The following is a 23,449-nucleotide window of genomic DNA, read 5'->3' as shown; positions in this document are numbered from 1 at the left end:
CTACTCGGGCGCGGTGGCGGCGGTGTAGCGGCGGGCCAGGGTGCGAATGTGTGCGACCAGTTCGGGCGGGTCGTCCACTCGGAAGTCCATCATGAGCATGCCGAGGTAGACGGCGATGGTCTCCAGAGTGTCCGCGCCGGTGAGCAGGAGGCAGGAGATGTCGTCGAGCGGTTCGACGACTCCGACGGTGGGGTTGATCCGGGCGATGACGGTCTCCGCCGGAGCCAGGACGGTGACCCGGGCATGGACTTTCCAGCCGCTGCTGGCGATTTCGCGCAGGACGAAGGCGACCAGGTCCGCCTCGGGGAGGGGGCGCGGGGCGAAGTGGCGGGATTCGGCGGTGAGCGTGGCCATCCGTGCGATCGGAAGTGCTTGCCAGGCATGCGATTCCAGGCTGTAGGCGACCAGATACCAACGCCGCTGCCAGCTGATCAGGCGGTACGGCTCCACTTCCGCGCTGTCGACACGGAGGGTCGTGGCGGCGCGAATGGCAGCGGCGACGGTGACCAGAGTTCCGGCGGGGACGGGGGCGTCGGGTTCGCGGGAGGCGGTGACCGCGGGGCCGATATCGGTCGCGCCACGTAGCGCGGTCACCCTGCGCTGCAAGCGTTTCGGCATGATGCGTGCCATTTTGGCCCAGGCGCGGGTCATGCTCTCGCTGATATCGGCGATACCGGTCGAGCCGTCCTCGGCCAGGCCCACCGCGACCGCGACCGCCACTGCCTCGTCGTCGTCGAGCAGCAGCGGCGGCATGGTCTTGCCCTGCCCCAGGCGGTAACCGCCGATCGCACCGCGTTCGGCGTGCACGGGGTAGCCGAGGGCGCGCAGTCGGGCTATGTCCTCGCGCAGGGTGCGTTCGCTGACGCCGAGGCGGATGGCGAGTTCCCGGCCGGTGTAGGTCCGGTCCTGGAGCAGGGATAGCAGCCGCAGCGCTCGTGTTGTGGTGGAGGTCACAGTAGGCATGTTCCCGGATTCGGATTATTAGGAAGAAAGTCAGCCTAATGGGGTCATACCTTTATCTCAACGGATCGAAACGACCTGGAAGGCAAGAACAATGACCGACTTGAACACCGCCGCCCTCGCCCCTGTCTGGCGCGATGTGCTCGCCACCTCCTACGCGGCGCTCACCGATGTGGTCGCCGGTATAGGCGACGACCAGTGGCAGTTGCCCACCCCCTGCTCCGAATGGACGGTCACCCAGGTGATCCAGCACGCCGCCGGTGATCAGCTCGCCTACGCCGCCGCGCTCGGCATCGGAGCCGGACCCGCGTCCGACCCGTTCGCGCCGTCCGGCACGCTCGACGGCGCGGCCGCCGACCTGGTGCGCGCGGCCGTCGACGAGACCGCCGCCGCCTGGGCCACCGTCACCGACGACACCGAAACCGTCCCCACGCCGCTGCCGCACGGCGCGCTGCCGACCCCCGTCGCCGCCGTCATGTGCGCGCTCGACGCGGCCGTGCACGCCTGGGATATCGCCGTCGCCACCGGTCAGCCGAACCCGCTCGACGACGAACTCGCCGGGCATCTGCTCGTCGCCGCCCGGGGGCTGGTGGAGCCGCTGCGGCAGTGGGGTGCGTACGCCGACATCGTGCAGACCGGTGACAGTGCGACCCCGGTGGTCGACGAACTGCTCGGCTACCTGGGCCGCGATCCGCGCAGCTGACGACATGCCGGGTGCGGTGGTCCCGGTACCGCCGGTCAATGGTGGCTGCGCAGGCTCTCCGCATAGGTGAGTGCCAGGTGCTCGCGCGACTTCAAGGTATCCGGATGGCTCGCGCCCAGCACCCGCTCGCGGTCGGCGACCACGCGCCGGAACAGGGCGATGGCCTCGGCGTACCGATGCAGCCCGAAGTAGGCGGAGGCCAGGTTGTTGCGGGCCAGCAGGGTGAGCGGGTGATCGGGGCCCTGCTCTCGTTCGCGGTCGACGACCGCCTGCTCGAACAGTTCGACCGCCAGATCCAGGCATCCCAGCCGGTCATAGGCGAAGGCCAGGCCGTTACGGGTGCGGGTGGAGACGGGGTGCTCCGCACCCAGTGTTCGTTCGGCGGTGGTGAGTGCACGGCGGTAGATCTCGACGGACTCCTCGTGGCGGCCTTGGTGGCCGCGATCCTCCGCCAACGCGTTCATCGCGTACAAGGTGTCCGGGTGGTCCGGCCCGAGTAGGCGCTCCCGGGTGGCCAGCAGCCGTTCGTCGAGTTCGGCTGCCTCGTCGATGCGTTCGGCGTCGCGCAGTGCTCCGGCCAGGAATTCGACGAGGGCGAGGGTGTTCGCGTCGTCGAATCCGCAGAGGCGCTCACTGGTGGCCAGCGCTGCGCGGAGCGTGGCGATGGCCTCGTCGAGACGGTCGGCCGCCCGATAGTCGTGGGCGAGGTTGTGCCGGGCCATGAGCGTATTCGGGTGGTCCGAGCCGTGTACCTGCTCGTTGTCCGCCAGGGTCCGTTCATCGGCGGCGATGGCCTCGGCGAGCCTGCCCGCCTCCCGGTAGGTGTGTCCCAGGCTGGCACGGAAGCGCAGGGTGTCCGAGTCATGCGCGCCAAATGTGCTCTCGCAGTCGATGACGACGCGTTCGTACAGATTGACGGCGTCGTCGTACGCTCCCGCCTCGCGGTAGGCGCGGGCGAGGTTCGCCCCGGACATGAGCGTGTCCCGATGGAGGGGACCGAGTAGTCGGTCCCGATCGGCGAGGATGCCCGCATGCAGGGCGATGATTTCGGCATGCGGGTCGGTCGGGGCGGGAGCGGGCGGCTGGGCATCCGGCTCCCCGGCGCTCACCCGTGCGAGTGGAGCGGGGGCGGTCCACTCGCTCGAGCCTGGCTGTAGCGTCAACGTGATTGTGTGCGAAGCGGTTTCGCCTGCCGCATCGGAGACGAGGAACTCCCGACCGTGCGCGGTGTCCACCGCGGTGAGTCGCAGCGTCAGTTCGACACTGTGCGGGAGCAGTCGCAGCGGGCCGCCGTCGGCCGGGACGGTGAGCGACAGCTGCCCGGCGGCCGCGGCATTCGCCAACTGCCTGTTCAGCGCGTTGAGCGCGTCGCCCAGCGGGATAGGTCTCGAATACGCCACCACGGCACCCCCTCGAATCGTCGGCGGCGGCCGGTTCGCGGCCTCGCCTCGTATCGGATGGTATCGGCGGGCACCGACGAGAACGCCCGCCCGGCGCGGTTCCCGGTGGTGCGCGCGGGTAGAATCTGCTCTCCGTGAGTCTCACCCTCGGAATCGTCGGCCTGCCCAATGTCGGAAAGTCGACGCTGTTCAATGCGCTGACCCGCAATGACGTGCTCGCCGCGAACTACCCGTTCGCCACCATCGAGCCGAACGTCGGCGTGGTCCCGCTGCCCGACCCGAGGCTCGACCAGCTCGCCGAGATTTTCGGCTCCGAGCGCATCGTGCCCGCCACGGTGTCCTTCGTCGATATCGCGGGCATCGTGAAGGGGGCGTCCGAGGGCGCGGGCCTGGGCAACAAGTTCCTGGCCAATATCCGCGAGGCCGACGCCATCTGCCAGGTGGTGCGCGTGTTCGCCGACGATGACGTGGTACATGTGGACGGCAAGGTCGATCCGCTGTCCGATATCGAGGTCATCGAGACCGAGCTCATCCTCGCCGACCTGCAGACCCTGGAGAAGGCGGTGGTGCGCCTCGACAAGGAAGCCAAGGTCAAGAAGGACCGCAAGCCGGTCGCCGACGCCGCCAAGCAGGCTCAGGAGTTCCTCAACGAGGGTAAGACCCTCTTCTCCGTCCGCGACAAGATCGACGGCGAACTCCTGAGGGAACTGTCCCTGCTCACCACCAAGCCGTTCCTCTACGTCTTCAACGCCGACGAATCGGTGCTCACCGACGAGGCCCGCAAGGCCGAGCTGAAAGCCGCCGTCGCCCCCGCCGACGCCGTCTTCCTGGACGCCAAGGTCGAAGCCGAACTCCTCGAACTCGACCCCGAATCCGCCCTGGAACTCCTCGAATCCATCGGCCAAACCGAACCCGGCCTGCACGCCCTGGCCCGCGCCGGCTTCCACACCCTCGGCCTCCAGACCTACCTCACCGCCGGTCCCAAGGAAGCCCGAGCCTGGACCATCCACCAGGGCGATACCGCCCCCAAGGCCGCCGGCGTCATCCACACCGACTTCGAACGCGGCTTCATCAAGGCCGAAATCGTCGCCTTCGCCGACCTGGTCGCAGCGGGCTCCATGGCGGCCGCCAAGTCCGCGGGCAAGGTGCGGATGGAGGGTAAGGACTACGTGATGGCGGATGGGGACGTGGTCGAATTCCGGTTCAACGTCTGAACGTCCGGGCTACCCGGCGATCGGCAGTCGACGCACATTGAATGCCGTGGCTCGGAGCGAGGCCCGTTGAGCGAGTTCGAGATCTCACGGTGACTGTGCACTGCGGCGACCACGGTTGGTGGCTGTGTCACTGGGCGAAGCGGGCGATGAGCTCGGTCGAGATCTCGTAGTGGCGCAGGAGGAATGCGCGTTCGTCCAGCTTCTTGCGTCGCAGCCAACAGGTCACCTCCGCGTTGCACTTGCTGGCATTGCACGACCCGCACGCGGGCACGACGTTACCGAGGGTGTAGCGGCCGCCGCGTGAAATGGCCTGCACACAGTCCTTCTGCAGCGGGATGGCGTGGGCGCCGCAGTAGGCGCACCCGCCCCAGCAGGTCTCGAGCGCGTCCCACTGCGCGTCGGTGAGGTCGTGGACGACGCGTGCCATCCGCCGCTTGCGCTTGCGCGCGGCACGAACCTGTCTGCTACCGCCGGACGGCATAGGTGCTGAGACTACGCGCCGCGGTGTCGGCTCAGGCTTCCGCCGCGCCCGGCGGTGCGGCTCAGTCGACCTGTGAGTCGGCGTGTAGGAGTTGCTCTGCGTTCCAGTAGACGGGTGCCGTAGCCGAGGGGAGGTCCGTCGTGCAATTCGGCTGCACGGCGATGAGTTTGCCCGCCGCTTGACGTCTACCTCATCGACACTCTGCACTGGTTGGGCGAGAGTAAAGCGTCCCCACACCGAGGAGGAGAGATGGAGGACGGGGTGGGCAATCCGATTCGGCTGTACATGTCGATGTCGGTCGACGGCTACATCGCTGGTCCGGACGATCGACCGGGCCAGGAGCTCGGACGTGGGGGTGGGCGTCTTTTCAACTGGCGCGACGACCGGAACTCCGAGGGGCCGAGCGGCGAGGTTTATCGCGAGGCGATGGCCACCGGCGCGGTGATCTCCGGCCGTCGGACCTTCGAACTCGCCCGGCGTTGGCAAGGCGACCATCACGATGGTGTACCTATCTTCGTCCTCACTCACCGGGTGGATGACGGGGACGCACCGCCCGGTCCTGCTCGGGGAAGGCCGACGCCTTTTCGACCACCTCGGTGGTCGGCACATCGAACTCGACCTGGTCCGACGGCTCGAGGACCGAGACGTCACGCACCTCCGCTATCGAGTGCGTCGACCCGAGGAGGTCGCGTGAAGACGCTCTTCGTCTCCTACCGCGTCACCGACCTGGACCGCTCGCTCGATTTCTACACCGCCTTGGGCTATGTCGAGTTGGGCAGGGTCGCCGTCGGCGACGGCAGTCTCCTCGTGATCCTTCGGTTCCCCGACGAACCGGCGGCGTCGCTGGAGTTGGTCCACCGCCCCGCCGGTGGAATACCCGGGAGGCCCGCAGGGTCCGAAAACATCGTGGCTCACCGACCCGGACGGCTACCGCATCGAGCTGGTGGAATGGCCGCCCGGACATCCGGACGGCATCACGGCCGCGGACTTGCCCTGAATGGTCGGGGCCAACGGTTGTGAGCCGCCGTGAGGTGGCTGCGCGGTCTGAAGGTGAGATGTCCGGGACCTGCGACACGCGTCGAGTCAGGCGAAGGGTTCGAGGGTGAAGCGGCCCCAGGCCACGAAGATCGCCATGGCCAGGTAGAGCACCTCGGCGACGGCCGTGGTCCACAATCCGCGCCGGATCCGCACGATGATCGCGCCAGCGAAAAGGAGGGCCGTGCCGGTTGCCGCCACCGGTACCAGGATCGGTGCGATGTCGAGTACGGCGGGCAGGATCAGGCCCACCGCCCCCATGAGGTCGACGACGCCGAGGGCTTTCAGGGCGGCCGGGCTGAAGTCCTCGGCCCACGCGGCGAATTTGCCGGTGGCGAGGATCTTTTCCTTGGGGATCACCAGCTTGGCGCTGCTGGCGAGGAGTACGGTCGCCAGCACCCCGGCGACTATCCACAGAGCTACGTTCATGATCGACTGCTTCCTGATTTCTGTCGGAACGGTTTCCTGCTGCTCTGACGAGTGAGGGCGCGGAAACCTGACACAGTGAGGCGAGATCTCAGGGATAGCTCATGACCGGGGTGCCGCGCGGTGTCGAAGGTCGCGACGGTATCGCGTTGGGCGCTAGGCGAATCCGTGCAGAACGGCGTCGACCACGGCGTCGGCGAAGGCGTCGTCGAGGGTGGGCGAGTGGAGGAGCCAGCGGTGAGTGAGGGGGGCGTAGAGCATGTCGATGACGAGGGGGAGGTCGGCGTCGGGGCGGAGTTGGCCGGCGTGTTGGGCGCTGCGCAAGCGGGTGAGGATCGCTTCTTGGGTGGGTTGTTGAAGTTTCTCTCGGTAGGTAGCGGCCAGGGCGGGGTCGGCGATGACCTCGATCATCACGGCGCGGATCGGGGCGCTGAACGCGGGATCGGCGAATTCGGCTGTGGTGGCGCGTAATACCGCTTTCAGGTCGGCGGCCAAGTCGCCGGAATCCGGGAGTTCGATCCCGGTGCCGTCCGGGTGCTCACTCACCGCGAGCAAGGAGTCGAGGACCACCGCGCCCTTGGATTCCCACCAGCGGTAGATGGTCTGTTTGCCGACCCCGGCGCGGGCGGCGATCGATTCGATGGTCAGTTTCGCGTACGGGACCTCGCTGAGCAGGGCGCGGGTGGCGTCGAGGATGGCGATGCGCGAACTCTCGCGGCGACGGGTGGGGGCGGGGTGGGTGGCCATGGGGTCCATCTTAACAAGACGGTACGTCTCGTATTGGCTCGTTGGGATGCCGGACGCCGGTCGAGCCGATGGTTGGATGGCGGTGTGAGTACAGCCGGAACCAAGGGCGTCCCGCGCGCGGAGCGGGAGCAGTCGATTCTCGATGCCGCCGTGGCCGAGATCGGGCGCGTCGGCTACGCGGGGCTCTCGCCGGTGGAGGTCGCGCAGCGTGCCGGTATCTCCAAGCCGCTGGTCTACACCTACTTCCAGTCCAAGGACAACCTGTACATCGCCTGCGTGCACCGTGCCGCCGCGATTCTGTCGGAGGCGATCGAGGGCGCTATCACCGCGGGCAGCGATCCGGCGATGGCGCAGCGCACCCTTGACGCGCTGTTCGTCGCACTGGAGCCGCGCCCGCACGACTGGACGGTCCTGTTCGACAGATCGCATCCCGAGACCGGCCCGGCCGCCGACGCCGTCCGGACCGCGCGTCGCGAGATCGCCGCCCAGGCCGCCCGCGGTGTCGCCGATGCGCTGCGCGCGACCGATCTCACCGATCCGATGGATCTGTCCGCGCTCACCGACGTCTGGATGGGGACGGTGACCTCACTCGTGCTGTGGTGGCAGCGCCACCCCGAGCAGACCGCCGCCCAGATGAGCGCCCGCAGCCGCCGCCTCATCGCGGCACTCGTCGCCGCGGCCACCGGCTGATGCGGATCTGATCGTTACCGGGCTGCTCGACCGCCCGCAGGGCTGAACGGGCGGACTCAGGTGTGCCGGGTCGGGCGGTGGATGAGCTCCTGGATGCTGCCGTCGAGGGTGCGTGTCCCGACCAGGTCGAGGTCGAAGTCCGCCGCGTGCTGGAAGATCGGATCCAGGCCCCGATGCGCCGGTAATGACGGGGAAGAGGGTCACCTGGAGTGGCGGTCACGCTGCGACCGGCGGTGTTCCGGTCCTCAGTGGACCGGCGTCGCGGCCAAGGCTGCCCGTGCGGCCCGGTCGGACGGGGTGGTGTCGCCGGTGGCGCGGCAGAGGATCTGGGCGCCTTCGAGCATCGTGATCAGGAGTTGGGACAGGTCGGCGGCGTTGGACGCGGGCATGCCCGCGGTGGTGAGGGCGGTGGTGAGTTGGTCGGCCCAGGCGGTGAAAGTCGTTGCGGCGAGGCGGCGCAGGTCGTCGGTGTCGGCGGGTGTGGTGACGGCCGCGACGGCGCAGCCGCGGCCGCGGGTGGCGTCGGCGATCACCGGGCGGGCGAAGGTCAGGAAGGATTCGACCACGGCGCGGCGGGTGGGGTATCGGCGGGGTCGCCTACGCCGACGAGGCGCTCGTCTCCGCCATCACCGCCGCGAGCTCCGCGTCCTGAACGACCGCGACAGTCCGTGTCATCCGTCCGCGGCGGGTGGCACGGATTGTGCCGGCATGAAAGAGGTTACGTGACAGCGGCTCTCGTTGGTCGTTCGATCGAGGCTCAGGCCGCCGCGGTCTCGCGGGTGATGTCGGCGCGGATGTCGGCGATATAGGCGTCCGGGTCGGTGCGGATGCGGTCGATGACGGATTGCAGTGGGGCGGAATCGGATTCGTGACGCATGCTCCACAGGGCCATATCGAAGAGCACGGGCAGTACGTCCACGGCCTTCTCGGTGGGGAGGTAGTGGACCTGATTGCGCTGGCCGGTGCCGCGGCGGCGCACCATATCCGCCGCCTCGAGGCGCTTGAGGCGGTCGGTAAGGATGTTGGTGGAGATGCGCTCGTCCGATTCCAGGAACTCGGCTGGTCGTCGTTTGCCGAGCAGCAGCATGTCGCGCAGCAGCAGTAGGGTCCAGGGGTCGCCGAAGAGCTCCAGGAAGAGGTTCATCGGGCAGGTCGATTTCCGGTCGCCGCGCTTCATACCGTCCGCCGCCGTGGCGTTCGAACCGGGCAAACCGGTATCCGGCGCCGCTGCCCTGCGGGCCGGTTTCGAAGCCTTCGCCGCCGTCACGCCCGTCTTCCACTACGACCGCGGCCACGATGTCATGATCAGCGGTGATGTCGCCGTCCACGCCGTCGACAACCCCTACGGAGACCATCCGCTCACCGCTACGCACTAGCGATTCGGTCCCGCGGTCCATGCCCGTCCGTACAGTTCACCGGATGTAGGGGTGTCCGCCACTTTCCCTGGCTACTCTGGATTTTCGGAGAGAGACCGCGCTGGGGGTAGCGATGTCGACACCTCGCCTGGAAGCCGCCGGAGCACGGGAACGCGCCCGATATCGTCGGGCTCTGCGTCGATACCGGTACGTCTCCACGGCGGTCCGGGTGGTCGTCTCCATGCCCGCGGTGGTGCTGTCGGGCATGATTGTGGCGCGGCTCGGCGGTCTCTTCGGGCTGTGGGGGACGATCATCGCCCTCGAGCTGTGGCTGCTTTCCCTTGTGCCCGTTGTGGATCAGACGCGAGCACAGCGGCGGCAACGGCTCGAAGGGTGCGTCGCTCCTACTCCGGAGCAAGCCCGCCGACTCACCCCGGCATGGCGTGAGGTCGTCGGCGCGGCCGGGGTACCGGCGACGGACTATGCGATCTCGGTGCCGGAGTCCGAGGAAGTCCGGGGTTCGGCAAGCGATGGCCGGATCATCGAAATATCAAGTGCTGCCGTGCATCGGATGGCCCCGGCACAACTGCGAGCACTGCTGGCTCACGAACTGGGGCATCTGCTCAGCGCTACCCACTATTTCTGGTACGTCATGCTGTACTGGTACGCGCTTCCGCTGCGCGCGCTGCCTGTCGCGGTATCCATCACCCGCGAGGTCCGGTCCCGGACCCAACGTCGCCGGACTCCTCTGGACGGGATGCTCGTCGCCGCCGACGCGGCCGCCTGGGCAGCGGTGATCGCCCTGCTGATATGGCTGTTCGGGCTTCGGGGCGCGCTCGTCGCCATCGCGCTGCTGGTCGCGCAGCGGCTGGCCACCCGCGCGATCGACCGGCGCGACGAGTGGGTGGCGGACCGGGTGGCGGTCGACCTCGGCTTCGGATCCGGGGTGGTGTCCTGGCTACGGGAATACGGGCATGATTTCCGCGGCGAAAGGCGTGGGTCCGGCCCGCCGTCCTGGCCCGATCGCCTGTTCACCTTGGTATCGACCCATCCGCTCGTCCACGACCGCATCGGCATGGCCGAGGCGATGGTCTTCGTTCGAGAACGTGACTCGCGGTGATCACCGATCGAGGAGTTCGCGCAAGCGGGACAGGGTGCCCTTCCAGCCGCGCTCCATGGCGTTGCGGGCCATCTTCTGGCGGCGGTCCTCGATGTCGAAGCCGGTTTGGGTGAGTAGGAGGCGGGTGCCGCGGCCTTGGGGGTGGATGGTCCAGTCGACTATCCAGCGGGCGGGGTAGTCGGCTCGGAGGTCGATCCAGCGGAAGGTCAGTCGGGTGGCGGGTTCGGCGGTCAGGACCTCGCAGGCGATCTCGCCGGGCGGGCGGGTGGGTAGGGAGAAGATGAAGTGGGTGCCGACGGCGGGGGCGAAGCCGACCGAACGCAGCAGCCACTGCTCCAGAAGATCCGGATCGGTCAGCGCGTGCCAGACCGTATCCGGCGGTTGTGGGAAGAAACTGCCGATCTCGACGGCAGCGGGGTTCAGCTCCGGATCGGACATCATCGGCGAATCACCTCAACGCACCCAGCCATGCCACCACCTTTCCATGGGTGGCGGCGGGCTTCAGGTATTCGACGCGGGTGAGTACCGGGTCACGCGCGCGGTGCGATGCCGAGCTCGTCCAGCAGGCCCCGCACCCGCCGTTCGATCTCGTCTCGGATGCCGCGCACGGCATCGACACCCTACCCTGCCGGATCGTCCAGCTTCCAGTCCAGGTACCGCTTACCCGGGAAGTAGGGGCAGGTGTCGCCGCAGCCCATGGTGATCACCACGTCGGAATCCTGGACGGCGTCGGCGGTGAGGATCTTGGGGGTCGCCGCGGAGATGTCGATGCCGAGTTCGCGCATGGCGGCCACGGCGGCCGGATTGATCTGGTCGGCGGGTGCGGATCCGGCGGAGCGGACCTCCACCCGGTCCCCGGCGAGGTGGGTCAGGAAGGCGGCGGCCATCTGCGAGCGCCCGGCGTTGTGGACGCAGACGAAAAGCACACTGGGAGTAGTGGTCATTGGTGGATGGCGTCCTTCAGCGTAGCGGGCGGTCGTCGTCGGCATGCGGGACGACGACATTGTTGGCGGTGTCCGGGGTGTCCGGGTACAGGGTCACGATGAGCGCCAAACCCAGTGCGCCACCGATGATCTGGGCGGTGATGAAGGCGGGCACCGACGCGGGGGCGATACCGGCGAAGGTGTCGGAGAAGATCCGGCCGACCGTCACGGCCGGATTGGCGAACGAGGTGGAACTGGTGAACCAGTACGCCGCGCCGATATAGGTGCCGACCGCGGCGGCCGACAGCGCGGCGCGCCCGGAGCGGGCCAGCGCGAAGATCACCGCGATCAGCCCGGCGGTGGCGACCACCTCGCCGACCAGATGTCCGGTGGTGACACGATCGCGTCCGGAGATCTGCAGCGCCGACAGGTCGAACATGATGTTCGCCAGCACCGCGCCGAGCATGCCGCCGATGAGCTGCGCGCCGATGTAGGCGGGCAGCTCGGTGGTGCTCAGGCCGGTGCCCCGGCGTCGCCCCGCCAGCCAATCGGCCGCCGACACCACGGGGTTGAAATGCGCGCCGGACACCGGGCCGAAGATGAGGATCAGCACCGCGAGGCCGAAGACCGTGGCGGTGGAGTTCTCCAGTAGTTGCAGGCCCACATCGTCCGGCGACAACTGCTGAGCGGCGATGCCGGAGCCGACGACGACGCACACCAGCAGCGCCGTCCCGACGAACTCGGCCAGCAGCCGCCGCGCCAGCGTGCTCATCGCGCCTCCTCCGTGCCGCCTCCGAGTAGCTGCGAAAGCTGGTGCAGTGCCGCGGGTTCGACGCGGTAGTACACCCAGGAACCCCGCCGCTCACTGCTGAGCAGCCCGGCCGCGCGCAACACCTTCAGGTGATGGGAGATGGTGGGCTGGCTGACATCGAAGCCCTCCGACAGATCGCAGACGCAGGCTTCCTGGCCGGTGTGGCTGGCCACCACGCTCAACAGCCGCAACCGCACCGGATCCGACAGCGCCTTGAACACCGCGGCGAGTTCGGCGGCCGCCGCGGTGGTCAGCGGTTGGCGAGCCAGCGAGGTGACCTCGCACCCGGGCGGGCTCGCCTCGAGCAGCGGCAACTCTCGATTAGACACACATCGATATTGATGATTGTCGAATCAGCGGGCAAGCAAACATCCGGTGAACATACGGTGGGCCGGGGAGCGGCGAGCGTGGTCAGAAGTCGGCGACCTCGACCAGTTGTTTGCCGAGATTGTGGCCTTCGAACAGGGCCCGCAGCGCCGAGGGTGCGGATTCGAGGCCGGGGGTGATGGTTTCGGCGAGGGCGAGTTCGCCCCGGTTGTGCCAGTTCAGGAGGGCGGTGAACGCTTCGGGGAAGCGGTCGACGTAATCGAGGAAGATGAAACCCTCCATGCGGGAGCGGGTGAGAGCCAGGCGCAGATAGTTGCGGGGGCCGGTGGCCGGGTCGGCGCCCCGGTAGCCGGTGGCCACGGCACCGGCCAGAACGACGCGGGCGTGATGGGCGAGGTGGGCGAGGCCGTGTTCGAGAACCGGCCCGCCGACACCGTCGAAGAAGACGTCGATACCGTGCGGCGCGAGGGAGCGCAGGCGGGCGTCGATATCGTCGCGGCGATGGTCGATCGCGGCGTCGAAACCGGCCTGTTCCAGCAGCCACGCGCACTTGCGGGGGCCGCCCGCGATGCCGATCACCGTGCAGCCCAGGATTTTCGCGATCTGGCCCGCCACCGAACCCGTCGCACCGGCGGCGGCCGAGACGAGCACCGTCTGACCCGGCTCCGGGCGGCCGATATCCAGCATGCCGAAGTACGCGGTCAGGCCGGGCGGGCCGAACAGACTGAGCATGAGTCGGGGCGGGACGCCGTCCGGCACCACATTCAATCCGAACAGGCCGGTCCCGGACGCGACGGCGTACTCCTGCCAGCCCACCATGCCGGCGACCCAGCTCCCCACCGGATAGTCCGGATGCGCCGAGGCCACCACCTGCCCGACACCGCTGCCGCGCATCACCGTGTCCAGCGGTACGGCATCGATGTAGTTGTCGGCGTCATTGAGCCATCCACGCTGCGTGGCGTCGATGCCCAGCCACTTCACCCGAACCAAAGCCTCCCCGGACGCCGGGCTCGGTATCGGTGCACTGCGCAGTTCGAAGTCTTCGTCCCGCACCGTCGCGCCGGGGCGATGGCGCAGAATCCACTGCCGATTGGTCGATGCCGTCACCCGGCCGATGCTAGAGGGCCCGAATCGGTTGATCGAGCGTATTTCGGGCCGCAAGGCCGAGACTGCGGCGAGACTACGAAAAATGCTCGGCTGTAGCGTTTTTCGGGAACTCCTGTCAGCGTGGGGCGATGGATGCCGGACAGCTGACGAGACAGATTTCGTATATCGGGTCGGGGCCGTACTGCTATGCGAACGGACTCGCCATGATGATGGGGGAGGCGGCTCCCGGTACGGCGGTGATCGAGACCGTGACCGGGAGTCCGTTCGGAATGCAGGTGGGGGACGGAGTCGCGTTCTTCGATCCGGGTGGGTGGAATCCGGAGATCGGCGTGGCGGAGGCGCTGGCGGCGTTGGGATGGCGAGCCACGGTGACCAGCGAGGATGATCCCGTGGGGCGGCTCGGAGCGGCGCTGCGCGGCGGGCCGGTGTTCATCGGTCCGGTCGAGATGGGGTATCTGCGGTACCAACCGGAGATGCGCGGGCCGATCGGGGCTGATCACTTCCTGGTCGTCGTCGACATGGACGCGGACGGGGTCACCGCACACGACCCGCAGGGATATCCGTACGCGCGCATCGAATTGTCGGACTTCCTCTCCGCGTGGCGTGGGGATTCGGTCGACTACGGCCAGCCGTACACCATGTACACCGAGTTCGAGCGGACCCGCGTGGTGGGTGCGGACGAGGCGGTCGCCGCCTGTCTGCCGCGGGCGCGGGAACGCTTGGCGGGCAATGGCAGCCCGGACGCCGCACGGAGTCTGGCGGCGATGCTGGCGGATGGGTGTCCGCCGGGGTTGCGGGCACACCTGACCGCGTTCGCCGTCCGGGTGGGCGCGCGCCGGACCGCGGATGCGGCGGATTGCCTGCGCCGGATCGGATACGGCGGTGCGGCGGCGGTCATGGTCGAGCAGGCACGGCTCATCGGATCCCTACAGCAGCTGCTGGTGTCGGAGCGGGATCGGGCGGCCGCCGAGGTGGTCGGTGAACTCGCGTCGACGTATGAGCGGCTGCGTGCAGCCCTGCATCAACGCTGACCAGCCGCAGGCTCGGGCCGGACCATTGCCTCCAGCGAAGTGGATAGTGTAGCTTTCTATTATAGAAAGTTCAGCTATCCATATTGGAGGCTTGCCATGCTCAAGTGGCTGTTGACCATTGCTTCGATCTATCTGGCCGTCATCGGGTCGGCGCTGGTGCTCGTGCCGGTGCAGTTCGGGGTGGAGGCCGTGCCCGCGGACGCGTCGCCGGAACTGGTGGCGCTGCTGCGGCTGCTGGGTGGGCCGTTCCTCGGGATCGCGGTCCTGAACTGGCTCTCGCGCGGCGCACCGGCGTCGCCGCTGCGCAATGCCGTGGTGCTGGCCAATGCGGTCGGGTTCGGGGTGGTGGCGGCCAATGATGTGTGGGGGGTGTTCAGTGGGGAGGCGCGCGAGCTCGCCAAGGTGTTCCTTGTCGTGCACCTTGGCTTCGCGATCGCCTTCGCGGTGGCCTGGGTGCGGGGGCGGCGGGCGGTCCCGGTCGGGGCGTGAACGGAATATCGAACGAGAGGAGTGGCGGCGGGATGCGGATGGCGGAGTTGAGCCGGGAGTCCGGGGTGGCGATCGCGACCATCAAGTACTACCAGCGGGAGGGGCTGCTTCCGCCCGGTGAACTCACCAGCCCCAACCAGGCCCGCTACGGTGCGGCGCATGTCCGTCGGCTCAAACTCGTTCGCGCACTGCTGGAAATCGGTGGGCTGACCGTCGCGGCGGCGCGCGAGGTGCTCTCCGCCATCGAGGAGCCCAGGGTGTCGACCCACGACATTCTCGGTGTGGCCCAGCACGGCCTGCCCGCACCGCGCACCGAGGTCGCCGAGGCGGACCGGGAGTGGGCGGCGGGCCGGATCGAGCGGATCTGCGCCGAACGCGGATGGACGCCGCCGCCCGGCTCCGCACTGGTCGAAGCACTGATCGGGGTGCTGTGCACCTTCCGCGAGGTCGGGCACGAGTGGGTGCTCGACGAACTGTCCGACTACGCCGCGGCCGCCGACCGGATCGCCGCCGCCGATATCGACGGCGTCGCCCGGCTGGGAGCCACCGAGGCCATTGTCGAAGGCGCGATCGTCGGAACCGTGCTCGGCGATGCCCTGCTGGCCACGCTGCGCCGGGTCGCGCACGCGGAGATCTCGCGGAAACGCTTCGGCGGCTGAACGATTCGCACGCCGGCGCTAGTCCTCCAGGATCGCCGCGCCGAGCGCGGTGACGGCCCGGAAGCCGGCGGCCAGGCATTCGGTCAGCAGGTCCGGGTCGGTGACCGCCGCGGCATCGGAATTGATTCCCACGCAACAGGTTTCGACATGCGAGACCAGTGTGACGTTCAGGGCGGTGCCGGTGGTGGGTCCGAAGGCGTAGATCCGCTGCACCTCGGCCCCGGCCACATACAGCGGCACCGGCGAACCCGGCACGTCCGAGGCGATGAAGTCGACATGCTTGAACATATCGGTGAGCAGCCCGACCGGTAGCCGGTTGAAGGTGGCCGCGACGGCATTGGACAGCGGTACGGCCGGTTCGTGCCGCCACCCCTCGACCACACCGTCCAGGGCATGCATGAGATCGTCGGGCTCGGCGATATCGGCGGGAACGACGAAGCGGGCCAGGGAGATCCGATTGCCGCCGATCGGATCACCCGGATGGCGCAGGCTGATCGGCATGGCCACCCGCAGCCGCGCCACCGTCGCCCCCCGACGCTCGTGATAGGTGCGCAGCCCGATCAGCACCGCGGCGAGGAAGGCGTCGTTCACCGTGCATCCGGTGCGGTGGGCGGCGCGGTGCAGCGTCGGCAGCGGCACGTCGAGTACGGTCAACCGCCGCACCAGGCTCCGCTCGGTCATGAGCGGCGACAGCGTGGTGGTGACCGGCCGGGCCAGTCGCAGCAGCGAACGCGCCAGCGTGACCCCGTCGCGGACCGCCCCGACCGGATTCGTCACCGTCCGCCGCGCGGCCGAGACCGCCGTCGCGACCCCGTCGCGCACCAACTCGGTGCCGGTGGCCCAGTTCCAGGTGATGATGTCGCCCACCGCGCCGTTCCCGTCCACCTCCGCGCTTTCCGCGAGCTCCGGCCGAGATGTGCCCTCCCGCTCGAAATCCAGTATCTCCCCGGCGATCTGGATGCCGCCGACGCCGTCGGTCAGGCTGTGGTGCACCTTCAGCACGAGCGCGCAGCGCCCGTCGGCCAGCCCGCTCAGCACGGTGAACTGCCACAGCGGGCGGGCCGGATCGAAGGCCGCCATCGCCTCGGTGCGCGCGAACTCGAGCACCGCCGACAGATCCCCGGGTGCGGGCGCGGCCAGGCGGCGCACATGCCAGGACAGATCGAAGTCCGGATCGGGGAGCCAGCGCGGGGGCGTCAGCCGCAGCGGGGCCGCCACCAGCCGGTGCCGGAAGCGGGGTACCGCGTGGCTGGCGCGATCGAGCGTGTGCCACAACCGATCCCGGTCCGGTTCGGAGTCGAGCAGCAGCAGCGTGACGATCGTCGAGCGAAGTGCTGGATCCTGCTCCATGCTCCACGTGAAGAGGTCCGACTCTGTCATATGGGACTCGTGCGCGTCCATTGCCCGTCACCGTCTCGTCGCCTGTCCTGGTCGTCCGCGTCGCCGCCGGAAACCGACCACCACCCATACTGTGACGCCGATCACCGCCGACCGGGAGAGGCGAAGGTCCCCGCGCGGACGTCGGTCGTAACGGACCCGTGGATTCCCGTGTCGGAACCCGAACCCGGGCACGGCGGTCCGTACGCTCGGGCGTTGCCGACGACGAAAGGGGACGCCCGCCATGTTCGAGCGCACAGTGCAGAAGTCCATCGAGTTGCTCCTGCGCGGCGGCACCGGGGTGCAGGCGCCGCTGGCGGCCAGGTACGTGGACCGGCTGCGGCGCAAGCACCCGAGCCGGTCACCCGAGGACATCGCGCAGGGGCTGGAGACGCGCTACCTGGTGCTGGTCACCGCCAGCGGTACGGTCGCGGGCCTGAGCGCGGCGGTACCCGGCGTGGGCACCCTGATCGGCCTGGCGGTGAGCGGCGTCGAGTCGGTGTTCTTCCTGGAGGCGTCGGCGCTGTACGCGGCCTCGGTGGGCGCGGTGCACGGCATCGGTGCACTGCCGCCCGAGCAGCGTCGCGCCATGGTGGTGAGCGTCGTGCTCGGCGAGACCGGCACCGCGGTGATGGGCAAGAACGCCAGCCAGTCGGCGCGGGATTGGGCCGCCGTGGTGGCCGACCGGCTGCCGGTCGTGCGGAACATCGACAACGCGCTGGTGAAACGCTTCGTCGTGCAGTTCATCGTCAAGCGGGGTGTGCTGGTGTTCGGGCGGGCGCTGCCCGCGGGCATCGGCGCGGTGATCGGCGCGGTCGGCAACCGGGCGCTCGGCAAATCGGTGATCGCCAACGCGCACAGCACCTTCGGCCCGCCGCCCCGCACCTGGGACGACGCCGCGTCCGGGACCGTCGCCGCGGGGACGTCCGCGCTGGGCTGACCGCCGCCGGGCGGGCCCCGAAATTCGTGTGTCGCCTGCCGTCCTGTGCGCGGGTGTTCCGTTATCGTTCACCTCACTGATTCACGCTGCTACTGGCGCGCCAGGGCTGGTTCGTCCTATCCGGAGCGGGTAGCCGGTGCGGCACCGCCCGACGCGACCCCCGACCGCTTCGAAAGATCGAGGGAACGTGCCTGTACCGGTCATTCTCGACGGCCGCGTCGTGCGGCTGGAACCCCTTGCGCCGCAGCATGCTCCGGGGATCGCGGAGGCGGCGGCGGACAATCGCGACGACTTCGCCTTCACCCCCGTTCCGCACGGGGTGGACGAGGCCATCGACTACATCGCCCAGGCGGTCGCCGGGCACGCCGCGGGCACCTCGTTGGCCTTCGCCATCGTCGCGGCGGGCACCGGGCGGGTGCTCGGGTCCACTCGATTCACCAGATTCGACTATTGGCAGGGGCCGGTGGTGTGGCCGCTGGTGCACGGGTTGCCGCCGGGCGACCCGCTGCTGGCCATCCCGGACGCCGCCGAGATCGGCAATACCTGGCTCGCGCCGGACGCACGGGGAGCCGGGATCAACCTGGAGTCCAAACTGCTGCTGCTCGCGCACGCCTTCGAGGTGTGGCGGGTACGCCGCATCGCCCTGCGCGCGGATATGCGGAATCTGCGGTCCCGCATGGCCATCGAGCGGCTCGGCGCGACCAGCGACGGGGTGCGGCGGGCGCATTCGCGCGGGCTGGACGGCGAGGTGCGCAGTACGGCGTTCTACTCCATCCTGGACGAGGAGTGGCCGCTGGTACGGGCCACCATCGAGCGGCAGTTGGCGAGCCCGCCCGCGACCCGGCGCGGATTGATCGACGCCTGACGAACGCCCGCGGCAGGTCATGCGACTCGACTATAATTCGCTGGTGTGCTCCGGTCGCGCTGCCGGGCGGTCTGCTGACCGCCTCCGGGTCCGCGGCGAGATATCGAATACCAGCTGACTGCACCACCCCGGGCCCGCCGCCCCGGGCGCGGACCGCACCGCGGGTTCCGCACAATCGAGGGAGAAGCGCATGCCCGATCCCATGACCACCAAAGTCTGCCTGGCCGACGGAGTCTCCGGCGCACCCGTGCTGAGCCTGTTCCTCGTCCCCGAACCCCGGGTGCCCGGCGGCAGCATGCTGCACCTGCTCGAACAGGACCCGCTCGCCGGGCGGTCGGTGCGTCGTCCGGCCGCCGTACTGCTCGACCGGCTGGAGACCGCGGCTCCCGGCCGCCGCGGCGTCCGGGTGCGCTTCCTGGCCTTCGCGCCGGGTAGCCCCGACCCGGCGCGCACGCACGCCATCCTGCACGACCACTTCATCGCCGACGCCCCGCCCATCGGACTCGACGCCACCGATCCCGATGAGCTGACCCGACTGGAGCTGCTGCCCGAGCACCGGCTCGGCGCCCGCCGCATCGACGACTTCCACGCGCACGCGGTACGGCGGGCCATGCTCGCGGTGTACCGCCACTTCGAGGTGGACCGGCGGATTCCGCTGGTGTACCACGGCTACGCCGACCCGGTCGACGGCTGGTTCGAGAGCCCGGCCGCCCAAGCCTGACGCGGCGGCGGACCGGGCTCAGGTCGCCGGTACGAGGGTGTACAGCAGCCAGGGGCGCGGTGGGGCCTCGAAGCCGAAGGTGTGCGCGTACATGGCGCGTTCGAGGCCGGTCTCCGCATCCCGCACCAGCAGCAGTCGCTGCGCGGTGTCCGGGACCCGGATCTCCTCTCCCCACAGCCGATCCCAGTCCGGTGCGCGGCGGCACAGCGTCAGGATCTCCTCGATGCGGCCGGATTCGGCCTGCGGCACCGACTTCCGGAACCGCTGCACCAGCAGCTGCGCCTCGACTTCCCATTCGACCAGCACACAGCGGGCCATGGGATCGAGCAGCATCCAGGTGAGCAGGTTGGTGCCGGGCTCGAGGCCCGGGAACATCTCCGCGAAGGCGGTATTGGTGGCGACCACATCGCAGGTCGCCGGGGTGCGGTAGGCGGCGGGATATGGGAAGCCCTGTAGCACCGATAGTTCGGCGCCACGCGGCTCCTCGCCGATCGACCGCGTGGTGGGCACGCGCAACCCGGACTGAGACACCATGGCAGTGTGCGGCATCACTCTTCGTGTCCACTTCGTATTCGGTTAAGTCGGATCACACCGATGAGACGTCTCGCAGAATTTCTGTCATTCTGTGTGTCGCAAGCAAGTCAATTGTCCAAGACGGCAGTGGTTACGGGGGTTTCGGCACGGCATGGCGGTCACACGGATCGGAGTGCTGGGACCTCTGCAGATCACCATCGACGGCCAGCGGGTGCCACCCGGCGCGCCCATGCAGTGCGCGGTGCTGGGACGCCTGGTCGCGGCCGGGGGCCGGGTCGTCCCCACCGACCGGCTCATCGACGATCTGTGGAACGGCGACCCGCCCGCCAAGGCCACCGCCGCGCTCCAGGTCTACATCCACAATCTGCGACGCCTCTTCGAACCGGATCGGCCGCGCCGGGCCCGCGCCCGCGTCATCGTCTCCGAATCACACGGGTACGCACTGAATCTCGAACCCGCGCAGGTCGACGCCTGGGAGTTCGAGCAGCTACTGCACGGGCACGAGGCCGCCCTGCGCGATCCCGCCCTGCGACCCGACCCGCTCGAACAGATCCGGGTGCTCGACGCCGCCCTGGCCTGCTGGCACGGCACCGCACTGGAAACCTTCCTCGGAATGCCCTGGGCGGCACAGGAAGCCGCGCGGCTGACCGCCCTGCGGCTCACCGCGCTGGAGCTGCGGGCACGGGCGGCACTGGAGCTGAACCGGCCCGCCGAGGTGGTGCTGGCGCTGCGGCCGGTCTTCGAGGAGCATCCGGGCCGCGAGGAATGCGCGCGACTGCTCGCCCTGGCCCAGTACCGGCTCGGGCAGTCCCTGGACGCGCTCACCACGGTGCGCCGCTGCCGGGAATTCCTCAACGGCGAATTCGGAGTGGACCCCGGACCCGCGCTGCGCGACACCGAGACCGCGATCCTCACCCACAAGGTCGGCACCGATACCCCGACCGCGCCGATCACGGTGCGCGCAGCGCACCCGGATCCGCTGCCGGACAGTGGATATGCCGAGCAGCGGGCCGCCGTGCTGGCGGCGGCGGAAGCGGCGGCGCTGGGCAGCGTGCGCCTGGTATGGCTCTCCGGCGAGGCGGGCGCGGGCAAGAGCACCCTCGCCACCGCGGTGGCCGCGCAGCTGGCCGAGCGGGACTGGGCCACCGTCTTCGGCCGCTGCCCCGAGGTGGAGGACGCGCCCCCGGCCTGGGCCTGGGCCGAGGTGCTGGTCGAACTCACCGCCGCCGACCCCGACGCCTGTGCCGCCGTCGACGCCTTCACCCTCGCCCGCCGCGTGGTCCGACACTGTCGCGCCGCCGCCGGGCCGGTGCTCATCGTGCTCGAAGACGTGCACGGCGCGGATACCGCGACCCTCCAGGTGCTGCGCCAGGTGGTGCACTGGCTGCGCGACCGCCCCGTGCTGATCATCGCCACCCTGCGTGGCACCGAAGCCGGTGCGGGAGTGCGCGATACCGCCGCCGCCCTGGCCCTGTTCACCGCCGACCGCATCGAACTCGACGGCCTCGACCTGAACGGCACCCGGTGGGCCGCGGTCGCCGCCGGACTCGTGGACGCCGATGACCAGTTGGTGGCGCTGCTGCGCCGACGCACCGGCGGCAACCCGCTGTTCGTGCGCGAACTGGCCAAACTCGTCGCCACCCAGGGCACCACCGACGCGCTGCCCGACACCGTGCGAGATCTGCTGGGCCGCCGCGTCGCCCAGTTGCCCGCCGCGGTTGTCGACCTGCTCGAACTCATGTCGGTCTGGGGCGAGGACTGCGACGTTCCCACCCTCGCCACCGCCGCCGGGCTCACGCCCGACCAGATCATCGACCGGGTCGCGGCGGCCGAACAGGCCCGGCTGCTGCGCACCGAGCGCGGCGGCCGCATCCGCTTCGACCACGCGCTCATCCGCGAGACGGTGTACTACGGCATCCCCGTGCTGCGCCGCCTTCGCATGCACTGGGCGGTGTTCGAATCACTGTCCGCGCGGATCTGCGTTCCGGACTGCTCCGCCCTCACCGGACGCGACGCCGAAACCCTCGCGCACCACGCGGCGCTCGGCGCCACCGTCGAAACCGCCGAGCGCGCACTGCTTTTCGGTCGGACCGCGGCCCGCCTCTGCGTGGAACGGCGCATGCGGGCCGACGCGGTGCGCCGCTGGCAGTCGGTGCTGACACTGCACGAAATGGCCGGGCACGACGGGGCCGCCGCCACCGACGAGCAGCTGTCGGCGGTATTGGAGGCGCGCTGCGAGCTCGTCACCGCCCTCGCCTACGACGGGCGGCACGAGCAGGCGCGGGACGTGCGCGAACAGGCCCTCGATCTCGCCGACCGGCTCGGTGGTGTCGAACCGCTGGTCCGGGCCGCCACCTGCTGGCCCACCCCGCTCATCTGGTCGGCGCGAGACTGGCACACCGCCGACCCGCGGGTGCTGGAACCACTGCGCATCGCCCGTGCCGACACCGGACTGCCGGTGCGCGAGCGCATCCTGGTGCTGGTCACCACCGTCTTCCACACCGCGCTGACCGATCTCGGTGACGCCCGGGCCGCCGCCGACGCGGCCGTCGCGCTGGCCGAACCGCTCGGCGATGCCGATCTGCTGTGCACGGCCGTCAACGCCCAGGCGTTCATCGCGTTCGTGCGGGGCGGATTCCTGCGCGCCGACGAACTGAAAAGTCTTGCGACCCGGCTACTTCTCGTGGCGGCCGCGGCCGAACTCACCGAATTCCAGGCGCTGGCACGCTATCTGCTCTTCCGGGCGGCGCTGGCCGACGCCGACCTCGCCACTGCCGCCGAACATGCCGGGCGCGCCGCCGAATTCGCCACCGACGGGCAACTACGCCATCTGCTCGACGCGCTCGTACCCTTCGAGTTCCTGCTCGAACTGGTGCGCGGCGATATCGAGTCCGCCGAACGCATGCTGGGCGACTGGCACCACGAGGGTGTGCTCGGACCCGCGCCGCTGGCCACCCAGGCGCTGCCCGTCGACGATGTCACCCGCGACGCGGAGGCGCTGCACATCGGGCTGCTGCTGGCGCTGGCCTGGGTGCGCGGGGGCGACTTCTCCGCGCTCGCGGGCGCGCTCGGGGAACGCGCCGCCGTCGCGCCGGAGCTGTTCTCCTACGGCTACGCGCTGGCCCTGCTGCACTGCGGGGACACCGCGCACGCCCGGCGGGTGCTGGCCGCCGCGCCCCCGGTGGGGCCGCCGTTCTGGGCCACCTTCAGCATCATCCGCTCCCGGATCGCGCTGTTCCTCGGCGATACCGACGTCGTCCGCGAGCTCTACACCGCGCTGCTGCCGCTGGCCGGGACCATCGGCGGACTGGAGACCGGCGCGTCGTACCTGGGGCCGATGGACGCCGTACTCGCCGAACTGGCCGCCGCGCTCGGAGATACCGACCGCGCCGCCGCGCATCGCGACGACGCCGAGCGCCTCATGGCCCGACTGCGCGAGGAGGTGGCCGCCCTCCGGGCCGATCTGGCGCACCGGACGCCGCCGCGACCGGGTGTACGCGGTATGCCGTCGCGGCGTTAGCCGCGCGGGGCGCT

The 23,449-nt window shown here is 69.6% G+C and carries 27 protein-coding genes and 2 pseudogenes; 13 read left to right on the top strand and 16 right to left on the bottom strand.

The annotated features are described in order from the left end of the window. Entirely contained in the window at nucleotides 1–954 is a 954-nt protein-coding gene (locus tag ON31_RS23915) for a helix-turn-helix transcriptional regulator (protein ID WP_085996480.1), read from the bottom strand. A 100-nt stretch (nucleotides 955–1,054) separates the two neighbouring features. Here ON31_RS23915 and ON31_RS23910 point away from each other — a divergent pair, with 100 nt between their 5' ends. Next, entirely contained in the window at nucleotides 1,055–1,663 is a 609-nt protein-coding gene (locus tag ON31_RS23910; protein WP_051037676.1) for a TIGR03086 family metal-binding protein, read from the top strand. 35 nt (nucleotides 1,664–1,698) lie between these two features. Here ON31_RS23910 and ON31_RS23905 read toward each other — a convergent pair whose 3' ends face one another. Next, complete coding sequence (locus ON31_RS23905; protein WP_147286996.1) at nucleotides 1,699–3,063, bottom strand: tetratricopeptide repeat protein; 1,365 nt, start codon at nucleotides 3,061–3,063, stop codon at nucleotides 1,699–1,701. 134 nt (nucleotides 3,064–3,197) lie between these two features. Between ON31_RS23905 and ychF the strand changes: the two genes are divergently transcribed. Continuing rightward, nucleotides 3,198–4,277, top strand: coding sequence for a redox-regulated ATPase YchF (ychF, locus tag ON31_RS23900; protein ID WP_039817005.1), 1,080 nt, complete (start codon nucleotides 3,198–3,200; stop codon nucleotides 4,275–4,277). A gap of 127 nt (nucleotides 4,278–4,404) precedes the next feature. Here the strand turns inward: ychF and ON31_RS23895 are convergent, their stop codons facing one another. After that, complete coding sequence (locus ON31_RS23895) at nucleotides 4,405–4,758, bottom strand: HNH endonuclease (protein WP_039817004.1); 354 nt, start codon at nucleotides 4,756–4,758, stop codon at nucleotides 4,405–4,407. Nucleotides 4,759–5,278: 520 nt separating this feature from the next. Next, nucleotides 5,279–5,413 (bottom strand): hypothetical protein, encoded by a 135-nt coding sequence (locus tag ON31_RS38140; protein ID WP_255222235.1) that lies wholly within the window; start codon nucleotides 5,411–5,413, stop codon nucleotides 5,279–5,281. Nucleotides 5,414–5,626: 213 nt separating this feature from the next. Here ON31_RS38140 and ON31_RS38135 point away from each other — a divergent pair, with 213 nt between their 5' ends. Further along, nucleotides 5,627–5,755, top strand: coding sequence for a VOC family protein (locus ON31_RS38135; RefSeq protein WP_255222234.1), 129 nt, complete (start codon nucleotides 5,627–5,629; stop codon nucleotides 5,753–5,755). Between the two features lie 86 nt (nucleotides 5,756–5,841). On the opposite strand, the gene ON31_RS23885 is transcribed toward ON31_RS38135, so the two are convergent. Continuing rightward, the gene (locus ON31_RS23885; RefSeq protein WP_039817003.1) at nucleotides 5,842–6,222 is read right to left on the bottom strand and encodes a DoxX family protein; all 381 of its coding nucleotides are present in this window, start codon (nucleotides 6,220–6,222) and stop codon (nucleotides 5,842–5,844) included. Nucleotides 6,223–6,375: 153 nt separating this feature from the next. Beyond that, nucleotides 6,376–6,966, bottom strand: coding sequence for a TetR/AcrR family transcriptional regulator (locus tag ON31_RS23880; RefSeq protein ID WP_039817002.1), 591 nt, complete (start codon nucleotides 6,964–6,966; stop codon nucleotides 6,376–6,378). A gap of 84 nt (nucleotides 6,967–7,050) precedes the next feature. On the opposite strand from ON31_RS23880, the gene ON31_RS23875 reads away from it, so the two are divergent. Next, the gene (locus tag ON31_RS23875; RefSeq protein ID WP_039817001.1) at nucleotides 7,051–7,656 is read left to right on the top strand and encodes a TetR/AcrR family transcriptional regulator; all 606 of its coding nucleotides are present in this window, start codon (nucleotides 7,051–7,053) and stop codon (nucleotides 7,654–7,656) included. Nucleotides 7,657–7,712: 56 nt separating this feature from the next. Here ON31_RS23875 and ON31_RS38130 read toward each other — a convergent pair. The 3 genes and pseudogenes from ON31_RS38130 to ON31_RS23865 form a co-directional block, all read right to left on the bottom strand. Beyond that, nucleotides 7,713–7,866 (bottom strand): annotated as a pseudogene (locus tag ON31_RS38130) (dihydrofolate reductase family protein); the annotation flags it as partial. A 35-nt stretch (nucleotides 7,867–7,901) separates the two neighbouring features. Then, nucleotides 7,902–8,222: an LmrA/YxaF family transcription factor gene (locus ON31_RS23870; RefSeq protein WP_051037673.1), complete on the bottom strand. Its 321-nt coding sequence runs from the start codon at nucleotides 8,220–8,222 to the stop codon at nucleotides 7,902–7,904. Nucleotides 8,223–8,413: 191 nt separating this feature from the next. Next, complete coding sequence (locus tag ON31_RS23865; RefSeq protein ID WP_157533765.1) at nucleotides 8,414–8,800, bottom strand: winged helix-turn-helix transcriptional regulator; 387 nt, start codon at nucleotides 8,798–8,800, stop codon at nucleotides 8,414–8,416. 46 nt (nucleotides 8,801–8,846) lie between these two features. Between ON31_RS23865 and ON31_RS23860 the strand changes: the two genes are divergently transcribed. Beyond that, nucleotides 8,847–9,032 carry a hypothetical protein gene (locus ON31_RS23860; protein ID WP_039816999.1) on the top strand — a complete coding sequence of 62 codons (186 nt, stop codon included), beginning with the start codon at nucleotides 8,847–8,849 and terminating at the stop codon, nucleotides 9,030–9,032. A gap of 112 nt (nucleotides 9,033–9,144) precedes the next feature. Beyond that, on the top strand, nucleotides 9,145–10,131 hold the full coding sequence (locus tag ON31_RS35795) for a M48 family metalloprotease (protein ID WP_081592689.1): 987 nt from the start codon (nucleotides 9,145–9,147) through the stop codon (nucleotides 10,129–10,131). On the opposite strand, the gene ON31_RS23850 is transcribed toward ON31_RS35795, so the two are convergent. The 5 genes and pseudogenes from ON31_RS23850 to ON31_RS23830 all read right to left on the bottom strand — a co-directional run bounded on the left by ON31_RS23850 (nucleotide 10,132) and on the right by ON31_RS23830 (nucleotide 13,299). Continuing rightward, nucleotides 10,132–10,572, bottom strand: a complete 441-nt coding sequence (locus ON31_RS23850) for an SRPBCC family protein (protein ID WP_039816997.1) — start codon at nucleotides 10,570–10,572, stop codon at nucleotides 10,132–10,134. Nucleotides 10,573–10,661: 89 nt separating this feature from the next. Then, nucleotides 10,662–11,075 (bottom strand): annotated as a pseudogene (locus ON31_RS23845) (arsenate reductase ArsC). Nucleotides 11,076–11,091: 16 nt separating this feature from the next. Further along, a complete protein-coding gene (locus ON31_RS23840; protein ID WP_039816996.1) occupies nucleotides 11,092–11,826 on the bottom strand; it encodes an MIP/aquaporin family protein in 735 nt (244 codons plus the stop codon). Next, on the bottom strand, nucleotides 11,823–12,194 hold the full coding sequence (locus tag ON31_RS23835; protein WP_039816995.1) for an ArsR/SmtB family transcription factor: 372 nt from the start codon (nucleotides 12,192–12,194) through the stop codon (nucleotides 11,823–11,825). Before ON31_RS23835 ends, ON31_RS23840 begins: the two co-directional genes overlap by 4 nt. Nucleotides 12,195–12,276: 82 nt before the next feature. Continuing rightward, on the bottom strand, nucleotides 12,277–13,299 hold the full coding sequence (locus ON31_RS23830; RefSeq protein WP_039816994.1) for an NADP-dependent oxidoreductase: 1,023 nt from the start codon (nucleotides 13,297–13,299) through the stop codon (nucleotides 12,277–12,279). A gap of 128 nt (nucleotides 13,300–13,427) precedes the next feature. Here ON31_RS23830 and ON31_RS23825 point away from each other — a divergent pair, with 128 nt between their 5' ends. The 3 genes from ON31_RS23825 to ON31_RS23815 all read left to right on the top strand — a co-directional run bounded on the left by ON31_RS23825 (nucleotide 13,428) and on the right by ON31_RS23815 (nucleotide 15,478). Continuing rightward, on the top strand, nucleotides 13,428–14,330 hold the full coding sequence (locus ON31_RS23825) for a YobF C-terminal domain-containing protein (RefSeq protein WP_039816993.1): 903 nt from the start codon (nucleotides 13,428–13,430) through the stop codon (nucleotides 14,328–14,330). Nucleotides 14,331–14,426: 96 nt separating this feature from the next. Next, complete coding sequence (locus ON31_RS23820; protein WP_039816992.1) at nucleotides 14,427–14,819, top strand: hypothetical protein; 393 nt, start codon at nucleotides 14,427–14,429, stop codon at nucleotides 14,817–14,819. Between the two features lie 32 nt (nucleotides 14,820–14,851). After that, nucleotides 14,852–15,478 carry a MerR family transcriptional regulator gene (locus ON31_RS23815; RefSeq protein WP_039816991.1) on the top strand — a complete coding sequence of 209 codons (627 nt, stop codon included), beginning with the start codon at nucleotides 14,852–14,854 and terminating at the stop codon, nucleotides 15,476–15,478. 18 nt (nucleotides 15,479–15,496) lie between these two features. Here the strand turns inward: ON31_RS23815 and ON31_RS23810 are convergent, their stop codons facing one another. Further along, nucleotides 15,497–16,858 carry a wax ester/triacylglycerol synthase domain-containing protein gene (locus tag ON31_RS23810; protein WP_081592716.1) on the bottom strand — a complete coding sequence of 454 codons (1,362 nt, stop codon included), beginning with the start codon at nucleotides 16,856–16,858 and terminating at the stop codon, nucleotides 15,497–15,499. Nucleotides 16,859–17,099: 241 nt separating this feature from the next. Here ON31_RS23810 and ON31_RS23805 point away from each other — a divergent pair, with 241 nt between their 5' ends. The 3 genes from ON31_RS23805 (at nucleotide 17,100) to ON31_RS23795 (ending at nucleotide 19,381) form a co-directional block, all read left to right on the top strand. Next, nucleotides 17,100–17,795 carry a hypothetical protein gene (locus ON31_RS23805; RefSeq protein WP_051037672.1) on the top strand — a complete coding sequence of 232 codons (696 nt, stop codon included), beginning with the start codon at nucleotides 17,100–17,102 and terminating at the stop codon, nucleotides 17,793–17,795. A 187-nt stretch (nucleotides 17,796–17,982) separates the two neighbouring features. Beyond that, nucleotides 17,983–18,660 (top strand): GNAT family N-acetyltransferase, encoded by a 678-nt coding sequence (locus ON31_RS23800; protein ID WP_029931415.1) that lies wholly within the window; start codon nucleotides 17,983–17,985, stop codon nucleotides 18,658–18,660. Nucleotides 18,661–18,850: 190 nt separating this feature from the next. Continuing rightward, complete coding sequence (locus ON31_RS23795) at nucleotides 18,851–19,381, top strand: hypothetical protein (protein WP_039816989.1); 531 nt, start codon at nucleotides 18,851–18,853, stop codon at nucleotides 19,379–19,381. An 18-nt stretch (nucleotides 19,382–19,399) separates the two neighbouring features. Here ON31_RS23795 and ON31_RS23790 read toward each other — a convergent pair whose 3' ends face one another. Beyond that, nucleotides 19,400–19,915, bottom strand: coding sequence for an MmyB family transcriptional regulator (locus tag ON31_RS23790; RefSeq protein WP_147286995.1), 516 nt, complete (start codon nucleotides 19,913–19,915; stop codon nucleotides 19,400–19,402). 172 nt (nucleotides 19,916–20,087) lie between these two features. Here ON31_RS23790 and ON31_RS23785 point away from each other — a divergent pair, with 172 nt between their 5' ends. After that, nucleotides 20,088–23,435 carry an ATP-binding protein gene (locus ON31_RS23785; protein WP_169335035.1) on the top strand — a complete coding sequence of 1,116 codons (3,348 nt, stop codon included), beginning with the start codon at nucleotides 20,088–20,090 and terminating at the stop codon, nucleotides 23,433–23,435. Nucleotides 23,436–23,449: the final 14 nt, after the last annotated feature.

It is taken from the genome of Nocardia otitidiscaviarum NBRC 14405 (assembly GCF_000308635.1).
In the GTDB taxonomy this organism is placed as follows: Bacteria; Actinomycetota; Actinomycetes; order Mycobacteriales; family Mycobacteriaceae; genus Nocardia; species Nocardia otitidiscaviarum.
This window is presented reverse-complemented; position numbering and strand designations above follow the sequence as displayed.

Bases quoted from the DNA above. Each gene is read 5' to 3' on its own strand.
- ON31_RS23910 (WP_051037676.1), top strand. From the start codon at position 1,055: ATGACCGACTTGAACACCGCCGCCCTCGCCCCTGTCTGGCGCGATGTG.
- ON31_RS23895 (WP_039817004.1), bottom strand. From the start codon at position 4,758: ATGCCGTCCGGCGGTAGCAGACAGGTTCGTGCCGCGCGCAAGCGCAAG.
- ON31_RS23885 (WP_039817003.1), bottom strand. From the start codon at position 6,222: ATGAACGTAGCTCTGTGGATAGTCGCCGGGGTGCTGGCGACCGTACTC.
- ON31_RS23880 (WP_039817002.1), bottom strand. From the start codon at position 6,966: ATGGCCACCCACCCCGCCCCCACCCGTCGCCGCGAGAGTTCGCGCATC.
- ON31_RS23865 (WP_157533765.1), bottom strand. From the start codon at position 8,800: ATGAACCTCTTCCTGGAGCTCTTCGGCGACCCCTGGACCCTACTGCTG.
- ON31_RS35795 (WP_081592689.1), top strand. From the start codon at position 9,145: ATGTCGACACCTCGCCTGGAAGCCGCCGGAGCACGGGAACGCGCCCGA.
- ON31_RS23850 (WP_039816997.1), bottom strand. From the start codon at position 10,572: ATGATGTCCGATCCGGAGCTGAACCCCGCTGCCGTCGAGATCGGCAGT.
- ON31_RS23840 (WP_039816996.1), bottom strand. From the start codon at position 11,826: ATGAGCACGCTGGCGCGGCGGCTGCTGGCCGAGTTCGTCGGGACGGCG.
- ON31_RS23825 (WP_039816993.1), top strand. From the start codon at position 13,428: ATGGATGCCGGACAGCTGACGAGACAGATTTCGTATATCGGGTCGGGG.
- ON31_RS23820 (WP_039816992.1), top strand. From the start codon at position 14,427: ATGCTCAAGTGGCTGTTGACCATTGCTTCGATCTATCTGGCCGTCATC.
- ON31_RS23815 (WP_039816991.1), top strand. From the start codon at position 14,852: ATGCGGATGGCGGAGTTGAGCCGGGAGTCCGGGGTGGCGATCGCGACC.
- ON31_RS23810 (WP_081592716.1), bottom strand. From the start codon at position 16,858: ATGACAGAGTCGGACCTCTTCACGTGGAGCATGGAGCAGGATCCAGCA.
- ON31_RS23805 (WP_051037672.1), top strand. From the start codon at position 17,100: ATGTTCGAGCGCACAGTGCAGAAGTCCATCGAGTTGCTCCTGCGCGGC.
- ON31_RS23795 (WP_039816989.1), top strand. From the start codon at position 18,851: ATGCCCGATCCCATGACCACCAAAGTCTGCCTGGCCGACGGAGTCTCC.
- ON31_RS23790 (WP_147286995.1), bottom strand. From the start codon at position 19,915: ATGGTGTCTCAGTCCGGGTTGCGCGTGCCCACCACGCGGTCGATCGGC.